Below are 17,705 nucleotides of genomic sequence, written 5' to 3'. Positions count from 1 at the left end.
TGTCTGGCGCAATCAGTCCTGGCGGCTGCGCCGCAACTCCTCCAGCAGCTTGCGTTTGTCGCGCTCGCGCTTGGCGGTCATGTCGTTCTCGCTGCGAATCTGTGCATGGCTGAGCAGGCCGAAGATAAAGCTGCCGCCGATGATATTGCCGGCCAGGGTGGGGGCTGCAAACACCAGCCAGAAATCGCCCCAGCTCACCTCGCCGGCAAACACCAGGTAAGACACCTCCAGTGAGCCGACCACGATGTGGGTGAAGTCACCCAGCGCCATCAGGTAGGTGATCACCACGATAATGGCGATCCTGGCGTTTTCCATGCCGGCGATCATCCACACCATGGTGGCGATCATCCAGCCCGAGACGATGCCTTTGGCGAGCATCTTGGTCGCGTCGTTTTCCATCACTTTGCGGCCGATTTCCAGAAACGCCAGGTCGGTCTGGGTATCGAAGATCGGCAGGCGCAGCATCACCCAGGCCACCAGCAGGGTGCCGGCCAGGTTACCGGCGAGCACCACACCCCACAGGCGTAGCAATCGGCCGAAATTGCCCAGGGTCAGCTTGCTCATCACTGGCAGCACGGCCGTCAGGGTGTTCTCGGTGAACAACTGCTGGCGGGCCAGGATCACCGCCAGAAAGCCTGCCGAATAGCCCAGGCTGGCGATTACGTGGCTTTCATCGCCGGGCCCCAGCCGCGAGCGGAACAGCCCCATGGCCATCAGCGACAGGCCCATGGTCAGCCCGGCGGCCAGCGCCGACCACCACAACGCTGCGACACTGCGCTCCAGCTCATGGTCGCCCTGGATGCGGATGGTTTCATGCAACACCGCTGCCCGCGGTGGCAGCTTCTCGTCGATCTCGCGCTGTTCTTCGGCTGACAGGCCGGGAGTCTTGCCGTCTGCTTGTTCTTGCATACCAGATACCTTCATGGGGGAACGACGGAGGCCCGTCTGTCTGAAGATTCAGACCTGCGCGGCCCGGCGTCGTTCTGCCGTGATGAAGGCGTTATGCGTGCTGTAGCTGTTGGCTCTGGATGCGCTGTACACCCAACTCGCCCATCGCTTGCCAGGCGGCCTGCAACGAGCCGTTCAGGTCAATCGCCCGGCAGGCATCCTCGATCACGTAGGTGTTGAACCCTTCGCGTGCCGCGTCCTGGGCCGACCAGGCCACGCAGAAGTCCAGCGCCAGGCCGACCACGTACAGCGTCTCGATGCCGTGCTCGCGCAAATAACCGCTCAGGCCGGTGCGGGTGGTGCGGTCGGCTTCCAGAAACGCGGAATAACTGTCGATCGCCGGATTGCAGCCCTTGCGCAGAATCAACTGCGCATGGGGCAGCTCCAGCGCCTCATGCAACTGCGCGCCATCGCTGCCTTGCACGCAATGCACCGGCCACAGGGTCTGCGGGCCGTAGGGCAGGGTGATGGTCTGGAAGGGCACATGGCCCGGATGACTGTCAGCGAACGAGATATGCCCGGCCGGGTGCCAGTCCTGAGTCACGATGACCCTGGCGAACTGCCGGCCGAGGCGGTTGATCAACGGCACCAGCGCATCGCCGTCGGCCACCGCCAGCGCACCGCCGGGCATGAAGTCGTATTGCATGTCGATCACCAGCAGGGCACTGCGGCGATCGCCGGGGGAATGGGTCAGGTTCATCAGCTCTCCGATCTGATCAGGGAAACACCGCCACAGTATGCCTGCCTGGCCCGGTAGGCGCGGCGCGAGCCGCGAATATTCACCGTCGAGGCGGATTGCTGCCAGCAATGACCCATCCACGCCGACATGATCCCAAAGTTACATTTGGGAATAAGTTTCACTTGTAGTTACAAATCTATACAATTCACATCTCAAAACGGGCCGTCATGAGCTCGTGGATCATCAAAGAGAACAGGATTCACACATGCGTCGCACTCTGATTTCGCTTTGCGCTGTGCAAGCCGCGCTGAGCCCACTGGCCTGGGCTGAGCAGGCCCCGGCCGGCAAGCCCTCCATCGAGCTGCAAGTGACCGACATCAACGCCGCTGCTGACAGCGAGCAGGCCACCGGTCCCGTACAAGGCTATAAAGCCACCCGGTCTGCCAGCGCCACCCGCACCGATACCTCGATCCACGAAACCCCGCAGTCGGTCAGTGTCGTGTCCCGCGAAGCGGTAGAAGATCTGGGCGCTACCCGCTTGCAAGAGGCACTCGACTACGCGGGCGGCGTTGGCCGGGCCAACAACTTCGGCGGTCAGGGCCTGACGACGTTTACTGTGCGCGGCTTCACCACTGGTGAGTTCTACCGCAACGGTTTCCCGATCAACCGCGGCTACCCGAGCATGCCCGATGCCAACACCATCGAGCGTCTTGAAGTGCTGCGCGGCCCGTCGACCACCCTGTACGGCCGCGGCGACCCGGGCGGCACCTTCAACGTGGTGACCAAACAGCCGTCCAGCGACCGCTCGGTGACACTGGGCAGCCAGATCAACGATCAGGGCATGTACCGTGGCACCCTCGATGCCACCGGCCCACTCGACGAAGAGGGCCGTCTGGCCTATCGCCTGAATGTTCTGGGCGAGGGCGGCGAAACCTTCCGCGACCACGTCGAGACCGAGCGCTATTCGGTGGCGCCGGTGCTCAGCTGGCAGCTCAACGATGCCACGCGCATCACCTTCGAAGGTGAGTTCATGCGCAACAATGCACCGCTGGATCGCGGCCTGACCCGTTACCCGGCGCAAACCCGCACCGCCTCGCCAGACACCTTCTGGGGCGAGAAGGACATCGGCAAGCTGCACACTGACACCAACATGGCCCAGTTGCGGTTCGAGCATGATTTGAACGACAACTGGACCCTGGGCGGCGGCGTGCAGTCGCTGGACGGCACCATGAAGGGCAACGGTGTCGAAGCCAACAGCCTGGGTGCCGATGCTCGCACCCTGAGCCGCAACTTCAACTGGCGCAAACTGGACTGGACCGATATCGACGTGCAACTGAACGTCACCGGCCGCTTCAACACCGGCAGCCTTGAGCACCTGCTGCTGGCCGGCGTCGAGTATGAAGATTACGACTACAAGTCGATCATCATGCGCTCCAGCGGTGCTGCGGGCAGCTACGCCATCGACATCTACAACCCGGTGTATGGCCAGGCCCGTCCGGCGCTGACCCGCACCACCACCCATGACAAGGAAAACCTCAAGACCTGGGCGGCGTTCCTGCAGGATCAGGTGACCCTCACCGAGCGCCTGAAGTTGCTGGTGGGCGCGCGCTTCGAACGCTTCGAGCATGACTACGACACCTACCTGGCCGGCACCCGCAGCTGGACCAACAGCGACAATGCGGTGACGCCGCGGCTGGGGCTGACCTTCGACCTGACCGAAGACCTGGCCCTGTACGCCAGCGCCTCGCGTTCATTCAAGCCCAACTCCGGTGCTGCGCGGCTGGGCGGCGGGTTCGATCCTGAAGAAGGCAAGGCTTACGAGCTGGGCGCCAAATGGCAGACGCTGGACAAGCAGCTGAGTGTGGAAGCGGCGATCTACCAGATCGACAAGAAGAACGTGCTGACCACTGACCCGGTCGACTCGACCTTCAGCATCGCGGCCGGCGAAGTGCGCAGCCGTGGTTTCGACCTCAACGTGGTGGGCAACATCACCCCGGCCTGGAAAGTGATGGGCAGCTACGCCTACACCGACGCCGAAGTGACCAAGGACAACACCCTGCGTAACGGCACTCGCCTGCTCAACATCCCCAAGCAGAGCGCCAGCCTGCTGAGCATGTATGAGTTCCAGGACGGCGCATTGCGCGGTCTGGGCCTGGGTGGCGGCGCCCGTTATGTTGACGAGCGTGCCGGACAGACCGCCAACGTGCCGAACTTCAGCATGGCCAGCTACACCGTCTACGACCTGCTGAGCTACTACAAGGTCAACGACAACCTGCGCCTGAACCTGGACGTGAAGAACCTGTTCGACAAGGAATATGAAGAGGGCGCGTTCGGCAACATCTACGCCTATCCGGGCGCACCGCGCACCGTGCAGGTGGGCTTCTCGTACAAGTTGTAACCTTTCGCCAGGGGGGCTTGCCAGCTTCTTCGTGAGCGAGCTCCCACATGTGCATGACTTAAGCCGACGGGGATATTGCCTCTCTATCCGGCAAATACCCTGATCGGCTGGCCGGCATGCCAGGCCTGAATGTCTTCGATCATCTGGCCGTAGAAAGTCTGGTAGTTGTTGCCGGTCACGTAGCCAATGTGCGGCGTGGCCAGGACGTTGTCCAGATTGCGAAACGGGTGTTCCTGGACCAGTGGTTCCTGATCGAAGACATCCAGCGCCGCCCCGGCAATACGCCGCTCGCGCAGTGCCTCGATCAGCGCTGCTTCGTCAATGATCGGCCCGCGTGCGGTGTTGATCAGATACGCCTGACGCTTCATCCAGCCCAGTGCCTGGGCATCCACCAGCCCCCGACTGCGCTCACTGAGCACCAGATGCACCGACAGCACATCAGCCTGCTCGAACAGCGCCTGCTTGCTGACCCAGCTGACGCCGACTTCGGCCGCGGCCTCGGGGGTCAGGTTCTGGCTCCAGGCAATCACCCGCATGCCGAACGCCTGCCCATAGCGGGCCACTTTCTGGCCGATGCTGCCCAGGCCCAACAGGCCCAGAGTCTTGCCGTACAGGTCGCCGCCAATCCCCACCTGCCAGCCCCCGCCACGCAACGAATTGGCTTCCTGCACCAGGTTGCGGGTAAGGCCCATGACCAGCGCCCAGGTCAGTTCCGGGGCGGCATGCTTGTAGCTGTCGGTGCCACACACCTCGATGCCCAGCTCACGGGCGGCTTTGACGTCCAGTGCGGCGTTGCGCATGCCACCGGTGACCAGCAGCCTGAGGTTTGGCAGGCGGCTTAGCAGCGCCTGATCGAACAGGGTGCGCTCGCGCATCACGCAGATCACCTCGAAGCCCTGCAAGCGTTCGGCCAGGGTCGCGGTGTCGGCGGGGTAGTCGTGCAGGAAGCTGACCCTGGCAATGCTGCCGAGCACCGACCAGTCCACTACATCGCTGGCCACGTTCTGCCAGTCGTCCAGTACGGCAATGTTGAGCAGCGCCATCGTCGGGGGTCTCCATGTCTGTGGATGTGTCCGCACCTTACGCCGTAATGGTCCGGTCGGACAGCCTGCGAGCGGCCTACATGCTGCCGGTGCAGGCCAGGTAACGTTTGGTGATGGTCTTTACTTGCGATATGTGTTCGAAGATGGCGGGCGCATCGTCGAAGATGCGTGACTCACAGATGTCCCGATAGATCTCCAGCTTTCTGTGGCAGTTACTGATACTCGACCCGCCGGAAGCCTGGAAGTCCGGGTCTTTGCACACATAGGCAGCCATCCACTTGGCGCCCAAGCGAACCTCTTGCTGGGTCACCGGTGTCTTCTCGGCCTTCCTCAATAGCGCCTGATAGCTGGCTACCGGAATGTCCTGCCGGGCACTTTTTGTGTAGCTCGAATAGGCGTAGTAGCCGCCGGCGGCGAGCAGCAGCAAGATCAGGTATTTCATGTGCGTCCGTGACGTAGGCCGAGAGACGCAGACTTTAAACCGGTACTGACGAGCCGACAAAGATTTGTCAGCCAAACAGCCCCGCCGCCAGATTGATGGTCAAGCCCAGAATCGCCGTATTAAACACGAACCCCAGCAAGCAGTGAGCAAGCACGACCTTGCGCATTGCACGGGTCATCACGCCCACGTCTGAAGTTTGCACCGCCACGTTCAGGGTGAAGGAGAAGTACAGGAAGTCCCAATAGTCGGGATGCCTTTCACCGTCAGGAAAATTCAATGCCGGTTGCTTGCCGCCAGTGGTGTAGAACAGCCTGGCGTAGTGCAGGCTGAAGATCACCCCGGTCAACAACCAGGAGCCGACAATCGTCAGGGCGGTAAAACTGTGCCGCAGCACCTCGCCGGTGCCCGGCGCCGCTTTGCCGTTGGCCAGTTCGACAATGAGCGCCGCGAGGCTGGCCAGCGCGCCGATGCACACCACCAGTAATACCACCCCAGCATTTTCGTCCTCCATCATCGCGACCTTCTTCACATCATCAGCGCTGCTGCGCAGCGTGTGGCTAAGGATCAGTGCCAGGAACACCCATACGGCAAGATTCCAGCCCACCAGCCCGTGCTGGATGATGCTTAGTTGCGGGGCGATAAACACCGAGCCGATACCGGCCAGCAAACCCAGCGCAGCGCTCACGGCCAGACGCGGGTGGGTATGAACGACATGGGGCATGGCGGTGCTCAGCAAGGGCAGGGTTGGCACAACGATAGCAGCTCGGTGAGCATGGCTGGGCGCCGCGCTGTCCTGACAAACACGGCACCTCGTAGGAGCCGCTTTAGCGGCGAAGATTCGCCTTGCCGGCTAAAGCCAATACTGCTCATATGGGCGCCGCAAATCTCTGTGGCAACGAGCTTGCTCGTGAAGAGGCCGGTAAAGTCACAGCATCTGCTGCGAATGTGCCGCAGCCTTCGCCGGGATGCCTGACCACAGCAACCGGAACGCCGGCCGGCCGCGCTTACGGCACCCCCTGCGCATCCAGAGCCTTTTGCAACAGGCCTGCCAGGGTGTCGCGGTGTTCCAGTTGCCTGCGCTGGGCTAACACCAGCGCATCAGTGAATGATCGGGTCGAGGTCAGTGCGAGCAACTGCGTGTACATGGCAATCTGGCGATCTTCGAGCCCGACATATTGGCGCAGATACGCGACGGGAGCTTCGCAGTAGGGCTCCTGGTAGTGCTGGTCGGCTTCTATCGCACGCACCTTGTCGGTGTAGGCCCTGGCCAGTCTGCCGCTGTTGGTCTTGATGGGCTGGCGGGTCAGCAGCGCATTCAATTCATCAAATGGCGGGTTTCTTGAAAAGCGTCCCTTACGCCCCTTGGCGATATGCACCAGCATCGCCGCCAGCACCCCGGCGTTCTCGACCTTGTCGTTGGCAATCCGGCTGAGGATTGCCTTGCGGTCTGGTTCGGGTTCGCCGGTGGCGTTGAGCAAGTAGAGAATGGCTGAAGGCAACTCGCCCTCGACCCCACGAAACTGACCGAGCAGCAACTCGAAGAACCGGATCGTGTTGGCGCTACGGGTTGGGCCGGGAGTGGCCATGGCATATCTCCTTCACATTGCCGGTGCCTGTGAAGGACTTGAAACCCGAAACGTGCGTCTGTTCACACTTCCTGACCAGTGGCCCGCCCTCAGCCAAGCCTGGCGTCACCGGAGTTCAGATAAACCGCACCCCGGCCTTTTCACGTTCATCGACCGTCAGTTCAAACACGTCCGGGCGCGAGTAATGCCCGGTCACGTCAAAGTCATAACGCGCCCGGGCCAGTTCGGCGGTGTCGATTTCGGCGCTCAGCAGGCCGCGCTCGCCCAGTAACGGTCCGGCCAGCACTTCGCCCAGCGGGCTGACGATCACGCTGCCGCCATTGATCAACGGCCGGTCTTGCGGCCAGTTTTCCACCTGGGTGCCCAGTTGTGCCGGTGAGTCCTGGACCTGGCAGGCGCTGACCACAAAGCAGCGGCCTTCACAGGCCACATGGCGCATGGTTGCTTGCCACATATCTCGCTCGTCCACGGTTGGCGCACACCAGATGTCCACGCCCTTGGCGTACATCGCGGTGCGCAGCAACGGCATGTAGTTCTCCCAGCAAATTGCAGTGCCCAGCCGCCCGGCACGGCCCTCGATGACCGGCAGCGTCGAGCCGTCGCCTTGTGCCCAGATCAGCCGCTCGGTGCCTGTGGGCATCAGCTTGCGGTGCTTGCCGGCCAGCCCGGCCTGCGGGGTGAAGAACAGGGCAGTGCAGTACAGGCTGTGGCCGCTGCGCTCGATCACACCAATCACCAGATCGGCACCGGTGCGTGCTGACAGGGCCGCCAGGGCTTCGGTTTCGGTGCCGGGCACGTCGATGGCGTTGGCATGATAACGGGCAAAAGCTTCACGGCCCTCCGGCAGGCGGTAGCCGAGCTGGGTGCCGAACCGTTCACCTTTGGGATAACCACCCAGCAGCGCTTCGGGCATCACCACCAGGCTGGCGCCGGATTCGCTGATGGCGGTTTCATAGGACAGGATCTGTTCCAGGGTGGCGGCTTTGCCGTCAGGCAACGAGCCGATTTGCAGCGCCGCGATGATGGATCTGGGCATGGCGTGGGTTCCGTTGGTGGTTGGTTTTGCCGGCTCAAGCCGGTCTTGCCAGGGCATGCGGCCATTTTCATTGCAAATCGAGTTATGAATAAATAGCGGTTCATTTCTATGTGATATGAGTCAGATGAATATCGAGCAGATTGACCTGAACCTGCTGAAAGTTTTCGAAGCGCTGTTCGAGGAAAGCAGCGCCAGTCGCGCTGCGCTACGCCTGGGCGTGACTCAATCGGCGGTGAGCGCGGCCTTGCGGCGTCTGCGTGACGTCTACGGCGATCCGTTGTTCGTGCGCACCGGGCGCGGTCTGGCGCCGACCTTGCGCGCCAATCAATTGCGTGCGCTGATTGGCGAAGCACTCGCCAAGTGTCGGCAAAGCCTGACCCTGCTTGATCCGAAGGCCAGTGACTTGCAGGGCCGCAGCGTGACCCTGGGTTTGTCGGATGATTTCGAGATCGCTTACGGCCAGCGCTTGATCGCCGCCGTGGCGCAGCGTGCAGCGGGACTGCGGCTGATCTTTCGTCAGACCCATAGCCAGATCGTCGCCAGTGACCTGCTTGAGCGGCGCATCGATCTGGCGATCACTGCGGGCGGTTTCAATGCCCGGTTGCTGGGCCGGCAGATTCTCGGCGAGGGCGGCTATAGCTGCCTGGTGGACGGGGCCAGCCTTAAAAACGATGGGCTGAGCCTGGATGAGTTCGTCCGGCGCGAGCACATTCTGGTGTCGTCCGGCGGCTTTATCGGCATCGTCGACGAAGCGCTGGCGGCTGACAACCTGCAGCGCCGGGTGCGGGTTTCGACCACTCATTTTGCGGCGCTGGCGTGGCTGCTGCGCGGCACGCAGGCGGTGGCGACCATTCCCGCCCACGCCGCCCAAAGCATTGCCGACATGACCGGGCTGCTGGCGTTGCCATGCCCGCTGGCGCTGCCGCGTTACCCGATCGAACTGGGCTGGCGCAGCGTGACCCAGCCAGACCTGGCGGTGCAGCGGGTCCGGCAAGCCATCACCGATTGTTTTGCGCCGCCGGATTGATACCTTACTGCGGCCATTTCTCCAGCAGCATGGCGACGAACTTCTCGGCCGCTGGCGACAGTGACGCACCACGCCGGTAGACCAGCCCCAGCGAGCGGTTCACCACCGGCTCTTCGAGCGGCACGCTGACCAAGGTCGGGTGATCGGCCGCCGGCATCGCCAGGCTGGGCATCACCGAGACGCCCAGGCCTGCTTCTACAAGCCCAAGCGACGTCGATAAATGCTGCACTTCGTAAAACCACTTGGGCCGCCAGCTCAACCCGGCCAGGGCATGGTCGAGAATCATCCGGTTACCGCTGAGACGTCCGACGCCAATCAGCCGGTAATCGCTCAGCTCCGACCACCTCACTGAGCGGCGCTGGGCCAGTTCGTGGTCGCGGCGGCAGGCCAACACGAATGGCTCGTTGACCAGCGCGGTGAAGTCGATATCCGGGTGCTGGCCGCTCATCATGTTGATGCCGAAATCCGCCTCGCCGCGCAGCACCGCCTCCAGGCCGTCGTTGGCGCTCAGGTCGAGCAGGCGGATGCGAATCTTCGGGTATTGCTCGTTGTACAGGCGGATGACCGAAGGCAAAAAGTAAAACGCCGCTGTCGGAATACAGGCCAGCGTCACCTGGCCGGTCTGCCGTTCAGCCAGCTCGCGGATGCTCAGGATCGAGTCTTCCAGATCATCGAGCAAGCGCCGCGCCTTGGGCAGGAAATCACGCCCCACGGTGGTCAGGCTCACGCGTCGGGTGGTGCGCTCCAGCAACGGCGTGCCCAAGCCTTCCTCAAGTTTCTTGATGCGTCGGGTCAAGGCCGGCTGCGAGACGTGCAAGGCGTCGGCAGCCTCATGGAAACTGCCAAGTTCGGCGATTTTCACGAAAGATCTAATGTCTTGAAGCTCATATTCCACGGCAATGCTCCGCTGGGCGAGTTATTTTTATTGATAACGCTGACGCAATAATAGCTACGATCTTTGCATTGGATTGATTTTTCCCGGCCTGTCACTCTTGTTTCCAGAACATCAATAACACCGATTGATCCACAAGAGTCAGTAGTCATGCAACGAATTCCCTGTGTGCTCATGCGCGGCGGTACTTCCAAAGGACCGGTTTTTCATGCCTGGGACCTGCCCGCGAAGGTCGAAGAGCGCGACGAAATGTTGATCAACCTGATGGGGTCCGGCCATGAGCTGGAAATCGACGGCATCGGCGGCGGCAGCCCGCAGACCAGCAAGGTGGCGATCGTCAGCCCGTCGCTGCACCCTGACGCCGACGTCGACTACCTGTTCGTTCAGGTGATGGTCGCCCAGCGCCGGGTCGACACCGCGCCCAACTGCGGCAACATGCTCTGCGCCGTCGGCCCGTTCGCCATCGAGCAGGGGCTGGTCAAGGCGCAGCAGGGCAAAACCCTGGTGCGTATTCGCAACCTCAACACCGACACCCTGGTCACTTCGCTGGTGGATACGCCCGACGGCGTCGTCAACTACGAGGGCGATGCGACCATCGACGGCGTGCCCGGCAGTGCCGCGCCCATCCACGTGACCTTTCTCGATGCGGTGGGCAGCAAGACCGGCCAGTTGTTCCCCACCGGTCAGGTGCGCGATGTGTTTGACGGCATTGAGGTGACCTGCATCGACATGGCCATGCCAATGATGCTGGTCGAGGCGGCCAGCCTGGGCAAGACCGGTGCCGAGACCCCTGCACAACTGGACGCCGACAGTGAGCTGCTGCAACGCCTGGAAAGCCTGCGTCGCCAGGCTGGGCTGGCGATGGGGCTGGGCGATGTCAGCGACAAGGTGATTCCCAAGCCGGTGCTGATCTCCCGCCCGCAACACGGCGGCACCCTGCAGGTGCGCTACTTCATGCCGCACAACTGCCATCGTGCGCTGGCCATCACCGGTTCCATCGGCCTGGCGACTGCCTGCGTCAGCCCTGACAGCGTAGCGGCCAGGTTGCTGGGTGAATCGGTGCTGCAACTGACCGAGGTTCGTCTGGAGCACCCAAGCGGGGCTATCGACGTGGCGCTGAGCCGCAGTGGTCCTGACGGTACGTTGCAGGCTTCGGTGGTGCGCACCGCACGCCGGCTGTTTTCCGGTTTCGTTTACGTTGCAAACGCCCAACGACTGGCCGGTTGATCCTGCCAGCCTGTTTAGCCCAAGCGCATCCGCACAATTTCAACAATGGGTGATGCCTCATGAGACTCATCAAATCGCTGTACTTCCAGATCATCTGCGCCGTCATCCTCGGCGTACTGGTCGGCCACCTCTGGGCGCAACAGGCCGTGGCCCTCAAGCCGTTGGGTGATGCCTTCATCAAGCTGATCAAGATGATGATCGCGCCGGTGGTGTTCTGCACCATCGTCACCGGCATCGCCGGAATGACCGACAAGCGCTCGCTCGGCCGGCTGATGAGCAAGACCCTGCTGCTGTTTCTGGTCCTGACCGTGATCAGCCTGGTCATCGGTCTGGTAGCGGTTTACCTGTTCAAGCCGGGTGTCGGCATGAACATCGACCCTTCGACCTTGAGCACTGAAGGCCTCAGCCAGTACACGGCTTCGGCGGCCAAACTCAGTGTTGTCGACTTTTTCATGCACATCATCCCGGACACGTTCATTGGCGCGTTCAGCAAGGGAGAGGTACTGCCGGTGCTGTTCATCGCAGTGCTCAGTGGCTTTGCCCTGTCGGCGCTGGGTGATAAAGGCCGCCCGGTGCTGGATGTGCTGGAGTCAGCGTCGCAGATGGTGTTCAAGATCTTCGGTTACCTGATGCGCTTCGCCCCGGTCGGTGCCTTCGGCGCGCTGGCCTTTACGGTTGGCCAGTACGGCATCACCTCGCTGGGGTCACTGGCCAAACTGATCATGACCCTGTACATCGCCTGCGCCTTCTTTGTGCTGGTGGTGCTCGGCAGCCTGTGCCGCCTGCATGGTTTCAGCCTGTGGAAACTGCTGCGCTACTTCCGCGAAGAGTTTCTGGTGGTATTGGGCACCTCGTCCACGGAGCCGGTGCTGCCGCGCATGCTGGAAAAACTCCAGGCGCTGGGCTGCAAGAAGGGCGTGGTAGGGCTGGTGCTGCCCACCGGTTACTCGTTCAACCTCGACGGCACGGCCATCTACCTGTCACTGGCGGCGGTGTTCATTGCCCAGGCCTGCAATATCGACCTGACTGTCGGCCAGACCCTGACCATGCTGGCGATCATGCTGCTGTCGTCCAAAGGCGCGGCCGGTGTGACAGGCAGCGGCTTTGTCGCCCTGGCCTCGACCCTGACCGTGATCCACGACATCCCGCTGGCGGGCCTGGCATTGCTGATCGGCATCGACCGCTTCATGTCCGAAGCCCGTGCGCTGACCAGCCTGGCCAGTAACGCGGTGGCCACGGTGGTGATTTCCCTGTCTGAAGGTGCCTGTGACCGGCAGACCCTGCAGCGAGCCTTGAATGGCACACCGGCGCCGGCTCCCGAGCCCGCCGCGCAATGGACCCAAGACACCCCGCCGCACCGCAACTGATCGTCAGTTTTCCAGTGACTTTAACGTAGCACCCCGCCTGGCGCATGATAGCGCCAGGCGGGCAGGGAGGCCGTGCGTCTGCGTATTGGCCGCGCCGATATAACAACAAGAGAACACAACATGCTCGCATTACTTGGCTTGGCCATGGTCGTGGTTTTTACCTACCTGATCATGAGTAAACGGCTTTCGCCCATCGTCGCCCTGACCCTGGTACCCATTGTCTTTGCCGTCATCGGTGGCTTTGCCCCGACCACCGGCAAGATGATGCTCGACGGCCTGAAAATGGTTGCCCCTTCGGCCGCCTTGCTGTTGTTCGCCATTCTGTTTTTCGGTCTGATGATCGATGCCGGATTGTTCGACCCGCTGATCCGCAAGATTCTCAAGCGCGTCAATGGTGACCCGCAGAAAATCGCCATCGGCACCGCCTTGCTGTCGCTGCTGGTCGCGCTGGACGGCGATGGCACCACCACCTACATGATTACCTGCGCAGCCATGCTGCCGTTGTACAAGCGCATCGGCATGAACCCGATGATTCTTGCCACCATCTCGATGCTGTCGCTGAGCATCATGAGCGGCATGAGCCCTTGGGGCGGGCCGGCGACCCGTGCCATTGCGGCGCTGGGTCTGGATGCCACCGAGTACTTCATCCCGATGTTGCCGACCATGATCGGCGGTGCCATGTGGGTGGTGTTCACCGCATTCCTGCTGGGCCGCGCCGAACGCAAACGCATCGGTAATATCCGCCTGGAGTCCGGCGGTGGTAACTGCTACATCGAAGCCATCCTGGAACACACCCCGCACAAGCGTCCGCGCCTGGCCTACGTCAATCTGGTGCTGGTGATTGCAGTCATGGTCGCCCTGGTGATGGGCGTGGTGCATGCCGCGATCCTGTTCATGGTCGGTTTTGTCGCGGCATTGATGATCAACTACCCGAAACTGGACCAGCAAAAAGAGCGCATCCTGGCCCACTCCGGCAATGCCATGACCGTGGTGCTGCTGGTGTTCGCCGCCGGTATCTTCGCCGGCATCTTCTCCGGCACCAAGATGGTCGATGCCATGGCCCAGACCCTGGTGAGCTGGATCCCGCCGTCCTGGGGCCATTGGTTCCCGCTGGTGGTGGCGCTGACCAGCATGCCGCTGACCTTCGTACTGTCCAACGATGCCTACTACTTCGGCGTGGTGCCGATCCTGGCCAACGCTGCAGCCGCCTATGGCATCTCGCCGCTGGAAATCGCCCGCGCTTCGGTGCTGGGCCAGCCGGTGCATCTGATGAGCCCGCTGGTGGCCTCGACCCTGCTGCTGGTGGGCATGGTCGACCGCGATATCGGCGACTTTCAGAAAGCCACGGTCAAGTGGGCAGTGCTCACCTCGCTGGTGATTACCGTGCTGGCGTTGCTCACCGGCGCGATCTCGTTATTCGTCTGAGCGCCGGCTAGCGAGCCGGCCAACCGGGCGCACTGCGCTGCGCCCGGCTACTTGCTTTCGATCATCCAAAACAACAAAAGAGAATCTTGATCATGACCCGATTCATCAGTCGTGCGGCCGCTTGCGGCCTGCTGTTTGCCGGTTTGCCACAGGCCGGCGCCGCCGGCTTTGTCGATGACAGCAAACTCAAGTTGCAACTGCGCAACGTCTACTTCAACGAAAACTTTCGGGATGAACAGGGCCTCAGTGCCCGCGCTGCGGCCACCGCCAAAAGCGAACGAACCGAATGGGCGCAGGGCTTTTTGCTCGATTACCAATCCGGTTTCACCCAGGGCCCTGTCGGTTTCGGCCTGGATGCCATCGGCCTGCTGGGCATGAAGCTCGATTCCGGACGCGGGCGCAGCGGCACCGGCCTGCTGCCGGTGCATGACGATGGCCGCGCGGCCGACGAGTTTTCCAGCTTCGGTGCCACGGCCAAGGCGCGGCTGGCGAAAACCACCCTCAAGTACGGCACCTTGCTGCCCAAGAACCCGGTGCTGGTCTACAACGATGCGCGGCTGTTGCCACAGACCTACCAAGGCGCGCAGGTGGTCAGCAGTGATATCGACAACCTGACGCTGACCGCCGGTTACCTCGACCGCCAGAAACTGCGCGACTCCTCCAACAGTGACGGGCTGACACCCGATGGCTACAGCGGCGCTGAGTCCGATGCGTTTCGCTACATGGGCGCCGAGTACAGCCCTGACAAGGCCTGGCGGCTGAGTTACTTCCATGGTGAGCTGGAGAATTTCTACCAGCAGCATTTCTTCGGCGTACAGCACCAGTTGCCGCTGGCCGGTGGCTCACTGAACACTGATCTGCGGGTGTTCGACAGCCGTGACAGCGGGCATGCCTGGAAGGGCCGGATCGATAATCGCCTGTACAGCGGGCAGCTGGCTTACAGCCATTCCGGGCACACCGTGGGGGCCGGCTATCAGAAACTGAGCGGCGATGCCGGCCTGCCGTTCGTCAATGGCGCGACCGTCTACTCGTTCAGTAACGTCGGCATCGGCAAGTTCATCCAGGAGGATGAAAAGACCTGGATGCTCAGCTATGCCTACGACTTCAGCGCTGCCGGCATCAAAGGCTTGAACTTCATGACCCGCTACCTGAGCGGCGATAACGGTAAGTCCGGCAGTGCCGGGCAGGCCGAGTGGGAGCGCGATATCGAGCTGGCCTACACCGTGCCCGACGGCAGCTTCAAAGGCCTGGGTGTGAAGCTGCGCAACTATGTGTACCGCGCCGACTTTTCTCGCGGCCGCGACAGCAATCGGCTTTACCTGACCTACGACATCGCGCTCTGGTAAGCCGTTGCGTCAGGACAGCGCCTGCAAGGCCTCGCGGATCCGCCGCACGGCATTGATCGAGCTGTCGTTGTCGCCATGCACACACAGAGTATCGACCCGCAATTGCAAGGCGCTACCGTCACTGGCGGTCAGCGCCTCGCCACGGGCCAGGGTCAGGGCCTGAACGATGACTTTCTCTGCCTCGTGGTGGACGGCACCGGGCAGGTTGCGTGACACCAGGTGGCCGTCGGCATCATAGGCACGGTCGGCAAACGCCTCAAACCACAGCGGCACGCCGTACTCAGCGCTCAGGTTCAACGCCGTGTCGTTGTTGCGCGAGGCCATCAGCATCAGCCGCAGATCCCCACCGTAACCGGCCAACGCCTTGAACACCGCGCGCAATTGCGGCTCGGAACGCATCATGTCGTTGTACAGCGCGCCGTGGGGTTTGACGTACTGCACCCGGCCACCCTGAGCGCGGCAAATGCCTTCCAGCGCACCGATCTGGTACAGCAGCAGGTCTTCGATTTCCTGCGGTGAGCAACTCATCGAGCGGCGGCCGAAACCGACCAGGTCAGGGTAGGCCGGGTGCGCGCCGATGGTCACCCCATGGCTCAGCGCCAGGGCCACGGTCTTGCGCATGGTCGAAGGATCAGAGGCATGAAAACCGCAAGCGATATTCGCGCAATCGATCCACGGCATGACCTCGGCGTCACGGCCCATGGTCCAGGCGCCGAAGCTTTCGCCGATGTCGCAGTTTAAAAGTGGAGTGTTCATGGTGCGGGTTCCTGGGTGAAGGCATGGGGTGCTGGCATTGCTGTAGACCGGCAGGGAGATGATCCGCTTCAGTCGGGAAAGCGGACACTGTAATGCTGTTCGCTGCTGAAGCAGCTCCTACGGGGTAATGCCGATCAGTTAAGGAGGATAACTTGATTTTTCCTGCCTTATGCTGACGTGTGGGAGGGGCCGGCCGGCGCCTCCCACAATGACCGCCCTTAACCGATAGGCATTGCTCCTGCGGGGTTGCGACAGACCACAGGCTATTTTTCCCACTCGGCCTTGGGAATCAGCAAGCCGTGGTTACCGTTATAGGCAGCGCGCTTTGGCGATTCCCAGCCTGCCAGCAAGTCCGCGTCCAGGCGATAGATCTCCACCCCCAGCGGGCGGCACACGCTCAGCGGGTCCTGGGCATCCGGGCCCCACATCGGTAGCGACAGGTCACCACCCGGACAGGTCGACAGCGCGCACAGCAGGTCGATCTCGGCAAACAACTCCAGATAATCGCCTTTTTGCGCCGGGCAGGCTTTCATGAAGTACATGTCGTCATGGTTCAGCCCGGTGCACTGGAAGATGTTCAGCACGTCATGCACGTCGAATTCGGTCAGGCCGTGGGGCAGCACAGCGCGGGTCAGGTTGGAGTGGCAATGGTGATGAAAGTCTTCGCCGGTCAGCATGCGGTTCACATAAGGGTCGCAGCGGGTGCCGAGCAGATCGTGCAGGCGCCCGCCGTGTTCGTCGATACCGTAACCGGCCAAGCTGTCGTCGGTGATGGTCACCAGCGGCCGCAGAAACGGCAGGTTCGACCACAGCCGGTCATGGGTGCTCACATGGGCACCCTGCAACTGACGGGTACGCGCCGCCCACATCCGCTCGCGCGGGTCGTTGGCATTCCATACGTTGAAGTCGCCGACCTGCGGGCCGACCGGGGTGGTGATGCGAAACACATGACCGGCCGGCACCTTCCAGGCGCGACCGGTGCGGATCGGCACCTCGAACTGTTCGATCAGCGTGCGGCTGCCTGTGCTGTCACGAATGCGCTCATAAAACGGCTTGTCGACCTGCAACGCGGAGCCTTTGCTGACCTGGTAGGCGGCGGGGTAATCCTTGTACATGCTGGACCTCGGCGGACGGCTTGATTGTTCAACAATAATGTCTTTATTCGAAAAGCGATAACCATGCCATGTTTCGAGAGAGCCCCGGTTCACCAAGTGCTGGCAGGCAGATCGGTTCCATAGAGCGGTGCGACGTTACCAACTGCTACGTTGCGGTACGCGCAAGTGCAGATGAACCACGCCATTTGCCCAGCTGGATGACAACCAGTCTCATCTCCTGTATAGATGCTCACCACCAAGGGGAGCCCGGGCACGGGCTGAGAAATCGTTGATGCAGTGCGATGACCCTTCGAACCTGATCCGGATCATGCCGGCGAAGGGATGGTCCGATGCGCCGGAGCGCGGGCTTTTCACGAGTCTGCCAGCCGCCCATCAACTCCTGCCTTTACGCCGGCCTCAGTGTTTCCATCTTCACAGA

At 62.0% G+C, this 17,705-nt stretch carries 17 protein-coding genes and 1 riboswitch; of the genes, 6 read left to right on the top strand and 11 right to left on the bottom strand.

Annotation, left to right across the window (positions count from 1 at the left end; all coding sequences use genetic code 11):
* Positions 1 to 12 precede the first annotated feature (12 nt).
* Positions 13 to 909: a formate/nitrite transporter family protein gene (locus PSCI_RS26310; RefSeq protein WP_045492738.1), complete on the bottom strand. Its 897-nt coding sequence runs from the start codon at positions 907 to 909 to the stop codon at positions 13 to 15.
* 91 nt (positions 910 to 1,000) lie between these two features.
* Positions 1,001 to 1,648 carry a bifunctional nicotinamidase/pyrazinamidase gene (gene pncA, locus PSCI_RS26305; protein ID WP_045492735.1) on the bottom strand — a complete coding sequence of 216 codons (648 nt, stop codon included), beginning with the start codon at positions 1,646 to 1,648 and terminating at the stop codon, positions 1,001 to 1,003.
* 244 nt (positions 1,649 to 1,892) lie between these two features.
* On the opposite strand from pncA, the gene PSCI_RS26300 reads away from it, so the two are divergent.
* Positions 1,893 to 4,025 carry a TonB-dependent siderophore receptor gene (locus PSCI_RS26300; protein ID WP_045492732.1) on the top strand — a complete coding sequence of 711 codons (2,133 nt, stop codon included), beginning with the start codon at positions 1,893 to 1,895 and terminating at the stop codon, positions 4,023 to 4,025.
* Positions 4,026 to 4,108: 83 nt separating this feature from the next.
* Here the strand turns inward: PSCI_RS26300 and PSCI_RS26295 are convergent, their stop codons facing one another.
* The 5 genes from PSCI_RS26295 to PSCI_RS26275 all read right to left on the bottom strand — a co-directional run bounded on the left by PSCI_RS26295 (position 4,109) and on the right by PSCI_RS26275 (position 8,132).
* Positions 4,109 to 5,068, bottom strand: coding sequence for a D-2-hydroxyacid dehydrogenase family protein (locus PSCI_RS26295; protein WP_045492729.1), 960 nt, complete (start codon positions 5,066 to 5,068; stop codon positions 4,109 to 4,111).
* A 76-nt stretch (positions 5,069 to 5,144) separates the two neighbouring features.
* Positions 5,145 to 5,510: a hypothetical protein gene (locus PSCI_RS26290; RefSeq protein ID WP_045492726.1), complete on the bottom strand. Its 366-nt coding sequence runs from the start codon at positions 5,508 to 5,510 to the stop codon at positions 5,145 to 5,147.
* Between the two features lie 67 nt (positions 5,511 to 5,577).
* The gene (locus PSCI_RS26285) at positions 5,578 to 6,231 is read right to left on the bottom strand and encodes a DUF1345 domain-containing protein (RefSeq protein WP_045492723.1); all 654 of its coding nucleotides are present in this window, start codon (positions 6,229 to 6,231) and stop codon (positions 5,578 to 5,580) included.
* Positions 6,232 to 6,514: 283 nt separating this feature from the next.
* Positions 6,515 to 7,096 carry a hypothetical protein gene (locus tag PSCI_RS26280; RefSeq protein ID WP_045492720.1) on the bottom strand — a complete coding sequence of 194 codons (582 nt, stop codon included), beginning with the start codon at positions 7,094 to 7,096 and terminating at the stop codon, positions 6,515 to 6,517.
* Between the two features lie 115 nt (positions 7,097 to 7,211).
* The gene (locus tag PSCI_RS26275; RefSeq protein ID WP_045495021.1) at positions 7,212 to 8,132 is read right to left on the bottom strand and encodes a carbon-nitrogen hydrolase family protein; all 921 of its coding nucleotides are present in this window, start codon (positions 8,130 to 8,132) and stop codon (positions 7,212 to 7,214) included.
* Positions 8,133 to 8,247: 115 nt separating this feature from the next.
* On the opposite strand from PSCI_RS26275, the gene PSCI_RS26270 reads away from it, so the two are divergent.
* Complete coding sequence (locus tag PSCI_RS26270; protein WP_045492717.1) at positions 8,248 to 9,159, top strand: LysR family transcriptional regulator; 912 nt, start codon at positions 8,248 to 8,250, stop codon at positions 9,157 to 9,159.
* Between the two features lie 4 nt (positions 9,160 to 9,163).
* Here the strand turns inward: PSCI_RS26270 and PSCI_RS26265 are convergent, their stop codons facing one another.
* Complete coding sequence (locus tag PSCI_RS26265; RefSeq protein WP_045492714.1) at positions 9,164 to 10,054, bottom strand: LysR family transcriptional regulator; 891 nt, start codon at positions 10,052 to 10,054, stop codon at positions 9,164 to 9,166.
* Positions 10,018 to 10,203, bottom strand: coding sequence for a hypothetical protein (locus tag PSCI_RS29505; RefSeq protein ID WP_144403344.1), 186 nt, complete (start codon positions 10,201 to 10,203; stop codon positions 10,018 to 10,020). The genes PSCI_RS26265 and PSCI_RS29505 overlap by 37 nt, the downstream gene beginning before the upstream one ends.
* Here PSCI_RS29505 and PSCI_RS26260 point away from each other — a divergent pair.
* From PSCI_RS26260 to PSCI_RS26245, 4 genes are all read left to right on the top strand, one after another.
* Positions 10,202 to 11,278 carry a 4-oxalomesaconate tautomerase gene (locus tag PSCI_RS26260; RefSeq protein WP_045492711.1) on the top strand — a complete coding sequence of 359 codons (1,077 nt, stop codon included), beginning with the start codon at positions 10,202 to 10,204 and terminating at the stop codon, positions 11,276 to 11,278. The two genes, PSCI_RS29505 and PSCI_RS26260, sit on opposite strands and share 2 nt — an antisense overlap.
* Positions 11,279 to 11,337: 59 nt before the next feature.
* Complete coding sequence (dctA, locus tag PSCI_RS26255; RefSeq protein ID WP_045492708.1) at positions 11,338 to 12,645, top strand: C4-dicarboxylate transporter DctA; 1,308 nt, start codon at positions 11,338 to 11,340, stop codon at positions 12,643 to 12,645.
* A 120-nt stretch (positions 12,646 to 12,765) separates the two neighbouring features.
* On the top strand, positions 12,766 to 14,070 hold the full coding sequence (locus PSCI_RS26250; RefSeq protein ID WP_045492706.1) for a CitMHS family transporter: 1,305 nt from the start codon (positions 12,766 to 12,768) through the stop codon (positions 14,068 to 14,070).
* Positions 14,071 to 14,162: 92 nt separating this feature from the next.
* The gene (locus PSCI_RS26245) at positions 14,163 to 15,416 is read left to right on the top strand and encodes an OprD family porin (RefSeq protein ID WP_045492701.1); all 1,254 of its coding nucleotides are present in this window, start codon (positions 14,163 to 14,165) and stop codon (positions 15,414 to 15,416) included.
* A gap of 9 nt (positions 15,417 to 15,425) precedes the next feature.
* Here the strand turns inward: PSCI_RS26245 and PSCI_RS26240 are convergent, their stop codons facing one another.
* Both PSCI_RS26240 and PSCI_RS26235 read right to left on the bottom strand, forming a co-directional pair.
* The gene (locus PSCI_RS26240) at positions 15,426 to 16,172 is read right to left on the bottom strand and encodes a 5-oxoprolinase subunit PxpA (protein ID WP_045492698.1); all 747 of its coding nucleotides are present in this window, start codon (positions 16,170 to 16,172) and stop codon (positions 15,426 to 15,428) included.
* A 263-nt stretch (positions 16,173 to 16,435) separates the two neighbouring features.
* Entirely contained in the window at positions 16,436 to 17,287 is an 852-nt protein-coding gene (locus PSCI_RS26235) for an urea carboxylase-associated family protein (protein ID WP_045492695.1), read from the bottom strand.
* A 228-nt stretch (positions 17,288 to 17,515) separates the two neighbouring features.
* A riboswitch (TPP riboswitch) is annotated at positions 17,516 to 17,626 on the top strand.
* Positions 17,627 to 17,705: the final 79 nt, after the last annotated feature.

This window comes from Pseudomonas sp. StFLB209 (genome assembly GCF_000829415.1).
In the GTDB taxonomy this organism is placed as follows: Bacteria; Pseudomonadota; Gammaproteobacteria; order Pseudomonadales; family Pseudomonadaceae; genus Aquipseudomonas.
Note: the sequence above shows the minus strand (reverse complement) of the source record. Positions and strands in the feature narration are given on the sequence as shown.

What these genes read in the sequence shown, in the direction of transcription:
- PSCI_RS26245 (WP_045492701.1), top strand. Translation starts at nt 14,163, where the DNA reads ATGACCCGATTCATCAGTCGTGCGGCCGCTTGCGGCCTGCTGTTTGCC.
- PSCI_RS26240 (WP_045492698.1), bottom strand. Translation starts at nt 16,172, where the DNA reads ATGAACACTCCACTTTTAAACTGCGACATCGGCGAAAGCTTCGGCGCC.
- PSCI_RS26280 (WP_045492720.1), bottom strand. Translation starts at nt 7,096, where the DNA reads ATGGCCACTCCCGGCCCAACCCGTAGCGCCAACACGATCCGGTTCTTC.
- PSCI_RS26275 (WP_045495021.1), bottom strand. Translation starts at nt 8,132, where the DNA reads ATGCCCAGATCCATCATCGCGGCGCTGCAAATCGGCTCGTTGCCTGAC.
- PSCI_RS26235 (WP_045492695.1), bottom strand. Translation starts at nt 17,287, where the DNA reads ATGTACAAGGATTACCCCGCCGCCTACCAGGTCAGCAAAGGCTCCGCG.
- PSCI_RS26270 (WP_045492717.1), top strand. Translation starts at nt 8,248, where the DNA reads ATGAGTCAGATGAATATCGAGCAGATTGACCTGAACCTGCTGAAAGTT.
- PSCI_RS26310 (WP_045492738.1), bottom strand. Translation starts at nt 909, where the DNA reads ATGCAAGAACAAGCAGACGGCAAGACTCCCGGCCTGTCAGCCGAAGAA.
- PSCI_RS26290 (WP_045492726.1), bottom strand. Translation starts at nt 5,510, where the DNA reads ATGAAATACCTGATCTTGCTGCTGCTCGCCGCCGGCGGCTACTACGCC.
- dctA (WP_045492708.1), top strand. Translation starts at nt 11,338, where the DNA reads ATGAGACTCATCAAATCGCTGTACTTCCAGATCATCTGCGCCGTCATC.
- PSCI_RS26295 (WP_045492729.1), bottom strand. Translation starts at nt 5,068, where the DNA reads ATGGCGCTGCTCAACATTGCCGTACTGGACGACTGGCAGAACGTGGCC.
- PSCI_RS26250 (WP_045492706.1), top strand. Translation starts at nt 12,766, where the DNA reads ATGCTCGCATTACTTGGCTTGGCCATGGTCGTGGTTTTTACCTACCTG.
- PSCI_RS26285 (WP_045492723.1), bottom strand. Translation starts at nt 6,231, where the DNA reads ATGCCCCATGTCGTTCATACCCACCCGCGTCTGGCCGTGAGCGCTGCG.
- PSCI_RS29505 (WP_144403344.1), bottom strand. Translation starts at nt 10,203, where the DNA reads ATGACTACTGACTCTTGTGGATCAATCGGTGTTATTGATGTTCTGGAA.
- PSCI_RS26300 (WP_045492732.1), top strand. Translation starts at nt 1,893, where the DNA reads ATGCGTCGCACTCTGATTTCGCTTTGCGCTGTGCAAGCCGCGCTGAGC.
- PSCI_RS26260 (WP_045492711.1), top strand. Translation starts at nt 10,202, where the DNA reads ATGCAACGAATTCCCTGTGTGCTCATGCGCGGCGGTACTTCCAAAGGA.
- pncA (WP_045492735.1), bottom strand. Translation starts at nt 1,648, where the DNA reads ATGAACCTGACCCATTCCCCCGGCGATCGCCGCAGTGCCCTGCTGGTG.